General features: G+C 59.8%; 10 protein-coding genes and 1 pseudogene. 5 read left to right on the forward strand and 6 right to left on the reverse strand.

Features of this window, described 5'->3' with window-relative positions; translation table 11 throughout:
• The first annotated feature begins 22 nt into the window (after positions 1–22).
• Positions 23–958 carry an Lrp/AsnC family transcriptional regulator gene (locus AC5RUK_RS10110; protein ID WP_494152092.1) on the forward strand — a complete coding sequence of 312 codons (936 nt, stop codon included), beginning with the start codon at positions 23–25 and terminating at the stop codon, positions 956–958.
• Positions 959–993: 35 nt separating this feature from the next.
• Here AC5RUK_RS10110 and AC5RUK_RS10115 read toward each other — a convergent pair whose 3' ends face one another.
• Entirely contained in the window at positions 994–1,647 is a 654-nt protein-coding gene (locus AC5RUK_RS10115) for a hypothetical protein (protein WP_494152093.1), read from the reverse strand.
• 48 nt (positions 1,648–1,695) lie between these two features.
• Entirely contained in the window at positions 1,696–4,062 is a 2,367-nt protein-coding gene (locus AC5RUK_RS10120) for a HelD family protein (RefSeq protein WP_494152094.1), read from the reverse strand.
• 245 nt (positions 4,063–4,307) lie between these two features.
• Here AC5RUK_RS10120 and AC5RUK_RS10125 point away from each other — a divergent pair, with 245 nt between their 5' ends.
• A complete protein-coding gene (locus AC5RUK_RS10125; protein WP_494152095.1) occupies positions 4,308–5,285 on the forward strand; it encodes a hypothetical protein in 978 nt (325 codons plus the stop codon).
• Here the strand turns inward: AC5RUK_RS10125 and AC5RUK_RS10130 are convergent.
• The 3 genes and pseudogenes from AC5RUK_RS10130 to AC5RUK_RS10140 form a co-directional block, all read right to left on the reverse strand.
• Positions 5,271–5,474, reverse strand: a complete 204-nt coding sequence (locus tag AC5RUK_RS10130; RefSeq protein ID WP_494152096.1) for a hypothetical protein — start codon at positions 5,472–5,474, stop codon at positions 5,271–5,273. The two genes, AC5RUK_RS10125 and AC5RUK_RS10130, sit on opposite strands and share 15 nt — an antisense overlap.
• Before the next feature lie 304 nt (positions 5,475–5,778).
• A pseudogene (locus AC5RUK_RS10135) lies at positions 5,779–5,865 on the reverse strand (IS21-like element helper ATPase IstB); the annotation flags it as partial.
• A gap of 663 nt (positions 5,866–6,528) precedes the next feature.
• Complete coding sequence (locus tag AC5RUK_RS10140) at positions 6,529–7,386, reverse strand: abortive infection family protein (protein ID WP_494152097.1); 858 nt, start codon at positions 7,384–7,386, stop codon at positions 6,529–6,531.
• Between the two features lie 273 nt (positions 7,387–7,659).
• Here AC5RUK_RS10140 and AC5RUK_RS10145 point away from each other — a divergent pair, with 273 nt between their 5' ends.
• Together AC5RUK_RS10145 and AC5RUK_RS10150 are read left to right on the forward strand one after the other, a co-directional pair.
• On the forward strand, positions 7,660–8,517 hold the full coding sequence (locus AC5RUK_RS10145) for a S1 family peptidase (RefSeq protein ID WP_494152098.1): 858 nt from the start codon (positions 7,660–7,662) through the stop codon (positions 8,515–8,517).
• Between the two features lie 2 nt (positions 8,518–8,519).
• Positions 8,520–8,666, forward strand: coding sequence for a recombinase family protein (locus tag AC5RUK_RS10150; protein ID WP_494152099.1), 147 nt, complete (start codon positions 8,520–8,522; stop codon positions 8,664–8,666).
• A 231-nt stretch (positions 8,667–8,897) separates the two neighbouring features.
• Here AC5RUK_RS10150 and AC5RUK_RS10155 read toward each other — a convergent pair whose 3' ends face one another.
• The gene (locus tag AC5RUK_RS10155; protein WP_494152100.1) at positions 8,898–11,156 is read right to left on the reverse strand and encodes a 3'-5' exonuclease; all 2,259 of its coding nucleotides are present in this window, start codon (positions 11,154–11,156) and stop codon (positions 8,898–8,900) included.
• Between the two features lie 200 nt (positions 11,157–11,356).
• Between AC5RUK_RS10155 and AC5RUK_RS10160 the strand changes: the two genes are divergently transcribed.
• Positions 11,357–13,426, forward strand: coding sequence for a GmrSD restriction endonuclease domain-containing protein (locus AC5RUK_RS10160; protein WP_494152101.1), 2,070 nt, complete (start codon positions 11,357–11,359; stop codon positions 13,424–13,426).
• Positions 13,427–13,438 lie beyond the last annotated feature (12 nt).

Below are 13,438 nucleotides of genomic sequence, written 5' to 3' on the forward strand. Positions count from 1 at the left end.
TGTGCGCTGTATCACTGGATAATTGACGACGGCGGTGCTCACTTGGGAGGTTAAGGAAACTTTGGCGGACCACGTCGAAATGATCGACACAAAACTCGTCCGCGCCCTCCAGCAGGAGGGCCGGGCCAGCTACCAGGAACTGGCGCGCGAACTCGGCCTGCCGCGGGCGACGGTCTCCGCCCGGCTGCGGGAGCTGCTGGACAGCCATACGGTCCGGGTGGTGGCCGCGGTGGATCCGGCGTTCCTCGGCCAGCACGTGATCGCCCACGTCTCCGTGGTGGCCTCCGGTCCGGTGCGGCATATTGCCCAGCGGCTGGCGGAATGGTCGGAGGCGGTACTGGTTTCCGCGGTCGGCGGCACCCATGACCTGATTGCCGAGATCCGAGTGTCGACCCACGACGAACTGCACGCCGTACTCACCCAGCTCCGCGAACACCCCAACGTCGCCTACATCGACACGCTGGTCTACACCCGCGTGGTCAAGGGCCTCTTCATCTCGCAGTACGCAGGCGAGGTAACCATCGACGGCGTGGACACACAGCTCATCGAGATCCTGCAGCAGGACGGCCGGACCAGTTACCGGGATTTGGCCGCCGCCGTGGGGCTCACGCCCACCGCCGTGCGCTCCCGGGTGCAGCGGCTGCTGGACGCCCGCATCATCCGGATCAGCGCGGTGGAGTCCCGCGGCGCCGGCGGCCGCCAGCTCTCCATGGGCGTGGGCATGAATCTCTCAGGCGACAACGACGCCGTCCTCGAGCTCCTGCGCAGCTCATCGCACGTGGAGTTCGTCGCGCAAACCGTCGGGCGCTTCGACGCCATCGCCACCCTGGCCGCCCAGTCTCCCCGCGACCTCCTCGCCCAACTCGAAGAAATCCGCAGCCTCCCCGCCGTCAGCCGCACCGACTCCTGGCTCCACCTCGAGGTCGTTAAGGAGGACTACGCTCGGCGGATTTCCTGAATTCCGTGATTACTTCGTTGCCGTTGGGTCGGCCGCTATTTCAGGTTTGGACTACCAGATAGCCTTGCCTGCGTCTTCTCATGCCGCCGCGCGGCGCGTTCAGCAGCCTGTCGGAGCAGGACGGCCAATCCTTCGTCATCGGTCCGCGAAGCTTCAAGAATGAACTTCTCAATGACTGCCTCCAAGCGACGAAGACGGTCACGCAACGTGAAAATCGATGGGGTGAAATCATTGGACCCTACCGTGCAGGTGTATTCGCCTTCTGCGTTACGTGCTGTGAGGAGCCAAGTATCCCATTCCTGCTCTACAGCACTGACTACCGACCCGGCGGGCAGCCGGAGGACGGTCTTCCCACTGCCACCAGCTGGCAGCGACGCACAGGAGAATTCCAATTCCCTATCGGTCATGTCCTTAAAACCTGGGAATTTTGTACCTGCTCGTTGCCTGGCCGCAGACTTCGTCTGAAATTCTGCCTCCTTGACGACGTTGGCCGCAATTTCCGCAGCGGCGTCTTCGTAGCTGAACCACTTGGGCTTCCTAGTGCGCTTATCGGAAGCACCAGCAGTCCATGCTGGTAGATAGTCCGTACCGTACTTCTCCGTATAGAAAGACATACCAAATGTGATTTTCTTGGCAGAAGACGCCCACCCCTTCTCGTAGGCGTCGCGGATTGAGATGTGATGATCCAATTGAGTGCCTCCGGGTGATCTAAAATGTCTTGTCCGAAACTCCGAAGCTCATCCGTTCCGTGTTTGATCTGAGGTCGCTTCGGGCTCTCCTCTGGAGTCCATAGCCGCCAACCTGTTCAAAGTTTCTTCAACTATCGGTCTGCGCATGTCACGCCCATAGAAGCTGACAACGATTTCCATCAGATGTTCCGCACTTTTCTCGACCAGAGCGCGTTCCACCGGTGTCAGCGAATCCTGCTGTGCTTTTTTAACGCGGCTAGTCAGATGTGGACCAGGGAGTGGTGTCGTCGACTGAACGTCCTCACTCCCATTCACCTGAGTTTTGGCTTGCCGGGCCTGTGGCGTGGCTTCAGGTCGTGGTGCTTGTTCGGGCTCTGGATTGTCGATGACGGTCGCCTTCGGAAATCCATCCTTTATGACCTGAGGAATGTCCCCCGCTGGGCACAAGATATCAAGCCTCGATGTTGTTCGTGTGAGTGCTATGTAAAGAAGTCTGATCCCGTTGTCTTGATCGAGGATGGACTGTGGATCCACCACGATCACCGAGTCGAATTCCAGCCCCTTGGAATCTTCCGGCGTAACCAGGTTGATCGAGCTACCCAACTGACCAGCACTTGAGTCACTCCACTTAAGGTCTTCCGTACCGAATGCCTCTTGGATTTCCTCCCAGAGTCCTTTCGGTGCGACAACGCCCACAAACCTCCCCTTAGAACTGTGATGGCTGGCAACCTTGGCGACCTCGATCGCCAGCTGCTGCCGTGTCACGTCGAACAATTCAGGAGCGGCGTTGGCTTGGCGCACGACTGTCGGTGGTCGCAGACCAGGAGCGGCCAAGGGCAATAGCCGGCCGGCAACATCGAAGACTTCTTTCGGCACTCGGTATCCATGACGAAGCTCTTCAACGACTACCGGGAGCCTTGACTTCAGCGCTTCCGCTACCTCTTCCCAGTTCTCACGGGCGAATGGCCCAGTCGACTGGGCCACGTCACCAACCAACGTCATGGACCCGGTCCTCGACCGGCGTCGCAGAGCGAACAGCTGCATCGGCGTAAGGTCTTGGGCCTCGTCAATGACGATATGTCCCCACAGGTCCGAACTACCTGACATGTGGTCTTCCGCTTCGTCGATCAGAGCAAGGTCCGCAATCGTCCAGGGCTCGTCAGACATCTTCTGCGCCGCACTTCTATACAACAGTTCGATCTGTTCACTGCTGAGGTAGGCTGCTGCAGCGCTGCGCAAACGCTGCTTAGATCCGAGAAGTTCTCGAATGAATTGGGCGCTGCTGAGGCGGGGCCACACTCTGTCCACGGCGGCGTCGACAGACACAGGGTCAAGGCTGTCGCTTATTGGTTGCCCTGTTCGCAATCCGATGGCCGTTGCGCAGTGACTAAGCAGGCGATCCTTAAAGGCATCTCGCGCCTGTCCGTATGGCTGCCATCTCAACTGCTCAACGTCGTCCGCCAATACCTCTGGCATGACGCTAACAGTAACTGAGGAATTTCGGCGCTTAACCCGTAACGGAGAGGCGGGAACCTTAATGCGCTCTTTCAAGCCTTGCGCAATGACGTCGGCCATCTCTGCTGCGCCTTTGACACGTGCCACCGCGTCGGGTTCCGCAGCTCGCACCGGAAGGTCACCGGCAAGCAACTCTTGGATCGACGTCTGTTGGACTCGTTGGTCCCCGAGAGAAGGCAGGACTTGCTGAATGTACTTAGTAAAGGCAGGGTTGGGTCCCACTACCAACATGTCCTCCGCGGGAAGCTCATCACGGTACGTGTAGAGCAGCCAAGACGCTCGGTGCAGAGCAACCGCTGTCTTGCCCGTGCCTGGTCCACCTTGAATGATGAGGAGCTGATCCTTATCAGCACGTATCAATTTGTCCTGCGCGGCCTGAATAGTACGGACAATGTCTTGCATTTGACCGGTGCGGCCCGCATCAAGGCTTTGCAGAAGGACGTCGTCGGTCCGGATTTCTTCATCCAGACTCTGGATTTTCTCAACGAGATCAGCAAATACCTTGTCGCTGAAGGCGTCCACGTGATTTCGCGTCGTCGCGAAGTCTCGCTTCCGCGCGACGCCGAGGCTGTCCTCTGTGGTCGACTGGTAGAACCGTTCTGCCATCTTCGCTTGCCAGCTAATGACCAGCTTGTCGCTCTTGTCATCGCTGACGGCAACCTTGCCAACGTAGTAAGTCTCTCCGTCATCAAGATCCATGCGCCCGAAGGCTACCGGGTCATCTGAGCCCAGTCGCGCCTTGGACTCAACGTGGCGCTTCATAGCCCGTCGCTCGGGGCCGGTTCCTACTGTCCAATCACTCGGATTATCGGACGACAAGGAAAGATCGTAGACAGCCCGAGCCTTATCAAAATGGCTTTGCTCACGGGATAGCTCCTGCGTGTACGTATCCTCAACCATGGCTCCCCCAGAGGTTCATCTGAACGGCGACACCATCGACGCCTGAATCGAAATATGATTTCACTCTAAAAGACGCCTACGACAGTCAAGATTTGTGACACGTCCTCAACCTGCTTCGTTAACTAAGCCTCGAAAAAAGCACGATGGAGGACCCAGCCCTGACACCGAGCTCACCGCCGATTTCCAAAGGGTCTCTCTCCCTGAGAGCGACGTGCCTGTGCTAGGTCAATTGCTATGTTTAAGTCATGCCCATATCCGTCACTGACTTGTTCCTTCAAGCAGGCGCAACACCCAGCGGCGTTGTTCGTTGGGGCGAACGAGTACCGATGGATCAGCCCGGGCTCTACTGTGTCGCCCAAACACCAGACCCCGACGCTGAAGCGGTCGATGCGTCCGCATATCTACCCTCGGCTTCAGCCTACGCGTCCCTAATGACGGTGCGAGCGCACCTTTCTGTCGACGGCAAACGGGCCGAACCCGCAACTCTAGCTGCGAGATTAGCGGCGTTTTGGATCCCGAACGATCCTGTTCTATATGTCGGCCTGGCTGGAAGCTCACTGCGAAGCCGTATTAGCCAGTACTACTCCACCCGCCTCGGTGCTCGATCGCCACATGCCGGCGGCTGGTGGCTGAAGACGTTGGCAAATCTCGAAGACTTGTACGTTTACTTCGCTGCGAGTGATAACGTCGACCGCCGAGAACAGGCGATGTTGCAGGCGTATTCTGCGGCTGTGCTCCCCGAGCACCGGGCCGCATTATTCGATACAGAACGCGTCGCCCCCTTCGCCAATGTGGCAGTTTCCAAAGGGGTGTACAAGCGCCACGGTCTGTTGCACTACAAGTCGGACCCAGAAGACTTGACGAAAAACGACACGATCAAATCGGTGGGCACGGCTGCGGCGCCTGCCCCGCTGCCTGTATTCCCCAATAGCTACAAAGACCCCGACTTCGATGCGGTCGTGCGCAGCCAGCCGGTCACCGACATGGACAGGACCCGCAGCAACCTCAGAATTCCGTCCTCCTCGAAGCATGCCTTCCCTTCCACAAACGCTCGAGTTTCCGTTGTAATTGATGGCGTTCGTCGAGACGTTGCGTGGAGACCCAACGGTTCCCGATCCGGCACTCTTGGCATCGGCGTAGAGAATATGCGGAGCCTTCGAGAACGAGGCGAACGAATTCCGATTGGGATAGCGAGCGATACTTACTATCTACTTCGCAAGTAGATCTCGGCGCCGGCCGACCATGTCGCCGATGTACCCGAAGATGACGACGCCCAGCGGCCGCACCAGGAATCCCACCGCGAAGGTGGCGAAGGCCGCGGCGATGCCGGCCAGCCGGTCCGCCTCCGGGAAGAAGAGCGGGCCGAACACCAGAGCCGCAGCCGTGGCGTGGATTCGGCCGGTTATGCCCATTGAGGGCACATGGAGGCCGCTGCATACCTCAAGCTGTCCCCTAAAGGCGCCCGCTCTCTGGCTCGCAGCGGCATGTTCGCGGTTCTAATTCTGGCCGTGTTTCCAATCACGGGTGTTGTCTCGAAGCGCCAACGCGAGCGGACGGATGGTCAAGTTAACCCAGTGCCGCACGACACTCACATCTAGACCCGTACCAGGAGGCGGATCAGGGGCCGACCGACATTTGCGGGGACCAAGCCCTTCCGGTTTTCAGGAGCGGAGCCTTGTCGACCAACAAAATCGGACTGGACGTTGAGGACTTGGAGAGGAGTTCGGCGCCGCGCCGGTCCAATTCCGTGTAGCCCAGCTCGTCGATGCTGAGCAGGTGGACGGGGCCGCAGCGGGATCCTGTCGAACCCGCACCTCCATGCAGGAAACCTGCCAAGCAATCGCGAACCGTAATCGGTGAACGTGAACGATGTACGGAAGTCCTATCAGCTCAGTCTTCAAGCCCATGAATTAGCCTCGGAGCGACATAAGTCCGCGTGCCTAGGCATCGATATTGAGGCGGCCTCCATTGAAGCGCACTTCGGTCTTCACGCAGTTTACGACCTGCACGAGGCCTATTTCAGGCGCCGAAGGATTAACGTATTGGCGGAGAAGGACAAGATTCTTGGCGCGACTCATGGGTACGCCGTCGGGGCCCTGGCGCTTGCTCGTGGAGAGCGAACACATGAGTTGGTCACCTTTGCCAGCATGGGCGGCTTTGGAGACCTCCCATTTGGCATGGGCCCCTTCAGCCCGGGCTGGACCTGGAAGACACACACGTGGAGCAGTGACAAATTCTAGGATCGCGCAGCTTGGTACAAGTCGCGCGTGAGTCAGCGCTTCCTCTGGGTACCTCTGGATGAAGCCTGGGGGTGGTTCAGTGAGCACGCTGACGACGAGACGGATCGAGAGAAACTATTCCAACGACTCGACATAGAACAGCCACTTGTCTGGCCCTAGATCAGCTCAAATGCCTTTCTCTGGGTCTTTCGCTGGCCAAGAGTATCCAGCAGGAACTCAGCGATCGTTAAGTGCTGTTCAATGCCAGCCGTGCGTGCGCCTCCGTGGCAATGCTTGCTGTCGTGCGCCCATGACCAGTTCCGATCTCATTCCGGAACTCGGCGATGGCCTGCACCGTCGTAGTCAGTGTCCGGAAAATCTTCTGAACAGTCTGGCTTGCTTTGCTGCTGCCTTTAACGCTCTCTGCGTTAATTTTTAGGGCCTCTCCTACTTTTCTGTACAGGTCCGGTACATCGTCCTTGGCAGGGTATACAACTCGTTCCTGCTCTAGGATCAGCTTGAACAGGCTCTCAAGGAGTTCCTTGGATGATGCGATTGCACTGGCCGGATCATTGGCAATGCTCTTCTTGATTCGGTCCAGATGTTCGTGCAGGACACCTGATTCGGTCAGGAGCGGTTGACAGGCGATCGCTTTTGGTATGTCACCGTGGAAGCTACCGCGGACCTTGACCTTATATACCGGTTGCCCCTTGGCTTCGCCATCGGCCACCAGGTGGAACCCATGGTCGTGGAGAATGTTGTTGTAGATGCCGACGATATGTGAGCCTTGCTCAGCAACCCGGACTAGGGGGTGGACAGTCATCTCCAGAAATTGGATGAATATTCCATCGGTTCCCCATCGGACGTTGAATCTCGGATCTGTGAACACGTAGTCGTCGTCCCAGTCATGCGGGTTGCGTACCCGGTGCTGCTGGATGTCCTGATCGGCATTCTTGAATCCAGTGTCGTCGCTCCGAATCTCATTCCGATTGAAAATGCGACTCAGGAAGTCCGGCTCACTGAGCCACCCCGACCAAGCTATGGACCCAAGCTGGTACGAATCAATGATATTGCGTCTTGTGGTGTCGGTGATTTTGTTTCTCACGCAGCGGCTGCCTTCTCTTCAACTAAGGCGCCTACTCGGAGCCCTCTCACTTCAATTCTAGGCGGGCCAGCCAATCGAGAGCGATGCGGGTCTGCCCTGGCTTTTTGTTGACTCAGGGTCTCAGGCCGCCGTGGGCGTGTCCTGTTTTTTGTTTCAGGCGTGAGTTTCCGCAGCCGTCTTTGCCGTCGCCGACTGTGGCCGAGCCCCTGTTTCGCCAGCGGACACGGCAGGAATTGTTCGCGGATGCCAGCCCGGACGATACAGTTTCGAACTATGAATGTGAATACCCTGTACAAGGACCTAATGTTCTCCGTGCTGCGTCTCGTTACTACACACGAGGACGGAGATGGCAATACGGGAACCTGCGTGATCGTCGACTTGGAGTCGGCGTCTGGGGCGATCACACCCGTACTTGTCACTAATAAACATGTCGTCGATGACGCCATCGAGATTTCCGTACACCTGCCGGCGAGCGAAGGGGCAAGAAAGGTCGCTCTAGGCGACACTGTCAAAGTACAAATGCAGCTTGAAGGCGAACGCTTCTTCTCGCCGACCGGTGACGTTGACATCGCGATAATACCCTTCGGTGCCGTTTTGCGAGATTTCGAGCATCAGTTTCCAGGCTACAAGCCCTTCTGGCGCGCTCTGCCGGTCTCAGAGTTTCCCTCAGATGAAGAATATGCATCACTTGATGCACTCGAGGAGGTCTTCTTTATAGGATTTCCCGACGGCCGCTGGGACTCGGTGAATAAAACGCCGATAATTCGGCGGGGAGTCACGGCAACCCCAGCAACGCTCGACTTTGATGGAAAGCCGGAATTCCTGATCGATGCAAGCGTCTTTCCGGGCAGCAGTGGGAGCCCCTTGTTTGTGGCGCGAACGGAGACGATTCTGCGTGATTCCAAATTGATCAGTCGGCAGTGTGCACTGTTCGCCGGAATTGTCACACAGTCTCACAACCGGCAAAACCGCATAAATGTGTTTGATACTGATTATGCGATAGATGAATCACTCGATCTGGGGGTAGTGACGAATGTTTCTGCGATCAAGCAAGTGATAAGTGGCTTCTGTGAATATGCGAAGCTGCAACGACCAAAATTTCGCACCACGTCCTTGGGCACATCGAAATAGATATGCGCGTCAGCACCGCAGAGCAGAGCATGGATGGGCAGAAGCATGCGCTATTGGCTGCTGGAGTGAAGGATCGCCCTCGGCAACTGTTCTGGGATCACGGCGTCAGCGGATCCAAGGCCAAGCAACCGGGCTGGACGCCTGTGTAGCCAGGCTCACCCCCATACCGGTTCACGCTGTCAGCTCCAATCAGCGGCGTGCTTAAGATCAAGTCGTCCTAGTAGCTCCGGCGAAAGGTTCAAACGTTCATCATGACTTAAACGGCTCTGTGACTTGAATATGCATTTATGACTGTAAACAGCGGCCAGCGGGGGGGGGGGGGACGCTCATGACGAAGCCGACGAAATACCAGCCGATCCTCTTCCGGACCGGCTGACAAGTTATCCCACCTGCGCGCCGGGAACGCCCAGCAGTTCCGAGGGCTTCCCGTTCCAGGAAACGACGAGTTCGTCCCGCGCCCGCGTCGCGGCCACGTAAAGCAACGAGCGCTCCTGCAGAAGCGCGTCGGCACGTTCGGCCTCGCCGAGGTCCTTGAGCGCCCACTGCATGGGCATCTGGGAGTCGCCCACACCGAAGAGGATGACCTTCGCGAATTCCATGCCCTTAGCCCGGTGCATGGTCATGACTGCAGGCTCACCGGTATGGACCGCCTTGTCCCCGGTCACCTTCTGCGCACGGACGCCGCGCTCCATCAGGCCGCTGACCACGAGGTCCACCTGCTTTCCGGACCGGACCAACACGCCGATGTTCTCGGCACCGAGCTCCTCTTCCGACGTCCACCCCTTGATCAAGCCGGCCGCGCTGTCCAGTTCCTGGGACAGCGAGGGCTCGCCTGCGAGCTTGGGCGCGGGCCCGCTCCGTGCCGACCGGTAGTCGGACGAATCCTCCTCGGCATATTCGAGGTCGGTGAACGGAACCCCGGAGAGGAGCCCGACGGCGTAGGCGAGGTTCTGCGCCGTCGTGCGGTAGTTGAGCGTGAGGCGACGCGACCGCCCGACGATCTGGATCCCGAACCGGCTCAACGGAACCTTCTGGCCGTAGATTCGCTGATGGGAATCCTCGGCGATGAAGAGGTCGTTGGCACCGGGAGCAACGAGGGCGCGCAGCAGGAGCCAGTGGCCGGCGTGGAAATCCTGGGCCTCGTCCGCGATCACGTGGTCGAACGGGCGCGCCGGCTCGTCGTTTCGATTCCGGTCAACCTGCGTGGCGCGGACGTCCAGCACCGCGGCAGCGAGCGCCGAGAGTTCGGGGTAGCTCACAGAGCCCTTGGCCCGGCAGATCCGCCGGTAGGCCTCGATGACTTTCCACACCTCGACGCGCTTAATCCGGTTCAGCGCAGTGCCGCGTCCGGCTCGAGAAGCCATCAGGTATCCGTCACGGTCCGTGACCGTGTTCGCGAGAACGATTGAGAGGTACTCCTGGCTTAGGAACGCGGGATTGGCCAGCGTCGGCTCCAGCTTGTGGTCGACCTGATCAAGAGCCTCGGCCCACCCGTCCGTCCCATTGGTCCGGCTCATGGTGGCGGCCTCCGGCGTCCCCAGCACTCGTCCGGAGGCAGCGGACTGCTCCTCGGCGGACGCCTTGGCCCACACCTGGGCGGCGACCGAGTCGATGCCGGTCACGGTCACGGATGTCTCGCCGATCTTGTCGCTCTGCTTGAGCCCGGGGTCGAGGCGGCCGAGATTCTGGGCCAGGTTGTCGGCAAGGGTCTTCGTGTACGTGGTCAGGAGGATCCGCTCGTGCGGATACTGCTCGGCAAGGTGCCGAGCACGGTGGATCGCCACGACGGTCTTGCCCGTCCCCGCGCCGCCGGACAGCCGGAACGCCCCGCTGCGGTCCTTGGTGGCGTACTGCTCCTGCGCCGGGTGCAGGAACACGAGCCAGTCCTGGAAGCTCTCGTTGTCGATCACGTACTTGAGGTCCTCAGACCCCTCCGCGTAGGTGAACTCGAGCTTCGAGGCCGGATGCTCGAGCGCCGCGACGAGCTTTTCGTCCTCGGACTTGGTCGGATCATCGACGTACTCGCCGATCCCAAGGTCTTCTTTGACCTCGGCGAGCGACTTGCCCCCGTCCAGGTCGATCAGGACAAGCCCCTGCCACTCCGGGACGGACTCGTCCGTGACAATCGCCTCGAATGCCTCCAGCGAAGGGGCCTCGATGGCCGCGGCGCTGGTTCGCCCGGGGATGCCGAGTTCGTCGAGGAGGTACGACGGCGTATACCCGGCCCTTTTGAGCCCGTTCTCGTAGGCTGGGGTCGCCTTGCCGGCGGGATGCACGACGGCGGCGGCCGGCTGGGGTGCCGACGCCTCCGCGGGCTCGCTGATCATCTCTGCTATGCCGCTGACCGGGTTGACGGCGAGGATGCTCGTCTGCGCCTTCTTAATCGCCTCGTCGTGGTTGAACGTCCCGGCATAGATGTAATGCGGCTCAAGTCCGGCGTTGAGCTTGAAGAGAACCGCGCGGTACTGCTGGTCTACCCGCCCCGTGCGTGCACGCGAGTCCTTGTACGTCTTCATCGGCTCGATGTGGAGGCCTGGCGAGGTGTCGTTCTCCTGTAGCTTGAAGAGGAAGTCGAGGACCTTGGCTTTGAGGGAACCGTCAACCTTGTTGGCCCCTTTCATAAGGGTTACCGATGCCATCAGCCGTTCTCCTTCACTTTGGACGCCCATCCATTCAATCACCCTTCCCACGGGGCACGAGGACGGACCGCGGGTCGCGTGCGAGAACTGTCAGTTCGGGATGCTAGCGTCATCTGTGCACTGCTGATGAGCCGGTCATCACCTCACCCGCCAATCAACGTGCCTTTTAGCATCGTGACGAGATATTGGAGGCGCCCTCGATGGTCGCGGCCCAGGAGACCACTCTCCAGAAGATCCTCGAGGGAACTTCACAATACGTCGTACCGCTTTACCAGAGGCCTTACCAGTGGGGCTCCGACAACTTCAAAGAACTGTGGCAAGACGTCGGGCAGTTGGCCGACGATCTCCGCGACGATCCGGAGGCGACCCATTTCCTGGGGTCCGTGGTCCTGGCCCCTCTCCCTGCGGGCGTTGCCGGTGGGGTGACCCGGTACCTGGTGGTCGACGGCCAACAGAGGCTCACGACTCTTACGCTGCTGCTCGCGGCCATCCGAGACCATCTCCGCAACACCGCTACGTCGTCTCGGGAAGGCGACAGGATCCACAATCAGCTGCTGACCAACCAGTACTCCGACGATCCGTTCTTCATCAAGCTGCTGCCCACGCAGTCGGACCGGAAGTCATATGCCGAAGTAATTGAAGGCTCCGTGTCCGCGGGCGGCGATGACCGGATCGGTGATGCCTACCGCTTCTTCCGCACGCGGCTCGCTGACTCTGCCGCCGACTCCGCAGAGCTCGACGCTCTTCAGATCGCACGAGCGGTCACGACGGGGCTGTCGGTCGTCTCGATCTCGACCCATCCCGGCGACAATGTCCACCGCATTTTCCAGTCGCTGAATAACACCGGCCTCAAGCTGACGCAGGGCGACCTGTTGCGCAACTACATCTTCATGCGTCTCCCGCATCGCGGCGAGGAAGTGTACAAGCGCTTCTGGCTGCCGCTGCAGGAGAGCCTTGTCGACAACGAACGGATCGAAACCCTCTTCTGGCTTGATCTGCTGCACACGAAACCGACGGCCAAGCAGACCCAGACCTTCGTGGGCCAGCAGGCACGGCTGGAGAAGCTGCAGACGGAACAGGAGATGGTCGACGAGGTCGAGCGGTTCGCCCGGCTCGGCCGTCTCTACCATCTGATCCTCCATCCCAACGCCGAGACCGACCCGGACGTCCGGGAGAGGCTCCGACGGCTCGCGGAATGGGACTCGGTTACCCCGGCCTCGCTCATCCTCCACCTTCTCGTCCTCCGCGACGAGGGCCACGCGACATCGCAGCAGATGGCACGCGCGCTTCTCTCTATCGAGTCGCTTTTCGTCCGTAGATTCCTCGTGGGGCGGGCCACGCAGGGACTCAACCGGCTGTTCCCGGCGGCCGTCCAGGAACTGGACAGGAACAGGCCGGTCGACGAGGCTCTTCGCGAGTACCTGTCCGTAGGCAGGAAGCACTATGCGTCCGACGAGGTTCTGAGGGAAGCCATCCAGACCGCGCCTCTCTATACAAACGGCAGGGCGGCCCAGCGGAAGACCCTCCTGTTGTGGACCGAGCGGCTGCTCGGTTCGAAAGAGACGGTCGACCCGAAGTCGCTCACCATCGAACACGTGATGCCGCAGACACTCTCACCCGAATGGCGTGCCGAACTCGCAGCCCGATATGGGGCCGACCAGGTGGATGACATCCACGACAGGCTTGTCCACACGCTCGGCAACCTCACCCTCACCGGTTACAACGAGAGCCTGGGGAACAGTACATTCGATAAGAAGCGCTCCACTTTGGGCGCGAGCAGCATCCGGATGAACCACGAGATCGCAGGATATGCGGCATGGGGTCCGGATGAGATCCGTAGCCGCGGCGAACATCTTGCCAACATGATCGTCTCGACGTGGCCCGGTCCGATCGCGAACCGGAGCGCCCAAGTCGAGGAGAACCCCCTGTGGGAACTCCTCAAGAGGATTATGCTCCTGCTGCCGAGCGGGCACTGGACGACCTATGGAGACTTGGCAAGGGTCCTCGGAACCGCAGCGCAGCCGCTGGGCCAAAAGATAGCCACGATGAATCCGGCTCCAAATGCTCATCGTGTTCTCAACGCCGCAGGAGAAGTCGCGGCAAACTTCGCATGGAACGAAGAGGGAATGGGCCAGCCCCGGATCATTCTGGAGGCCGAGGGGGTCGCTTTTTCCGACGCCGGGAGGGCTAACCCTGATCTGCGGCTCTCCGAGGAGCGCCTCGAGGACCTGCGCCGCATCGCCGAGGATGACTTCGGGCTGGACGACTGACGTCTCGCCGGA

This window comes from Arthrobacter sp. Y3223065, assembly GCF_059090885.1.

What these genes read in the sequence shown, in the direction of transcription:
- AC5RUK_RS10120 (WP_494152094.1), bottom strand. Translation starts at nt 4,062, where the DNA reads ATGGTTGAGGATACGTACACGCAGGAGCTATCCCGTGAGCAAAGCCAT.
- AC5RUK_RS10125 (WP_494152095.1), top strand. Translation starts at nt 4,308, where the DNA reads ATGCCCATATCCGTCACTGACTTGTTCCTTCAAGCAGGCGCAACACCC.
- AC5RUK_RS10130 (WP_494152096.1), bottom strand. Translation starts at nt 5,474, where the DNA reads ATGGGCATAACCGGCCGAATCCACGCCACGGCTGCGGCTCTGGTGTTC.
- AC5RUK_RS10145 (WP_494152098.1), top strand. Translation starts at nt 7,660, where the DNA reads ATGAATGTGAATACCCTGTACAAGGACCTAATGTTCTCCGTGCTGCGT.
- AC5RUK_RS10150 (WP_494152099.1), top strand. Translation starts at nt 8,520, where the DNA reads ATGCGCGTCAGCACCGCAGAGCAGAGCATGGATGGGCAGAAGCATGCG.
- AC5RUK_RS10155 (WP_494152100.1), bottom strand. Translation starts at nt 11,156, where the DNA reads ATGGCATCGGTAACCCTTATGAAAGGGGCCAACAAGGTTGACGGTTCC.
- AC5RUK_RS10160 (WP_494152101.1), top strand. Translation starts at nt 11,357, where the DNA reads ATGGTCGCGGCCCAGGAGACCACTCTCCAGAAGATCCTCGAGGGAACT.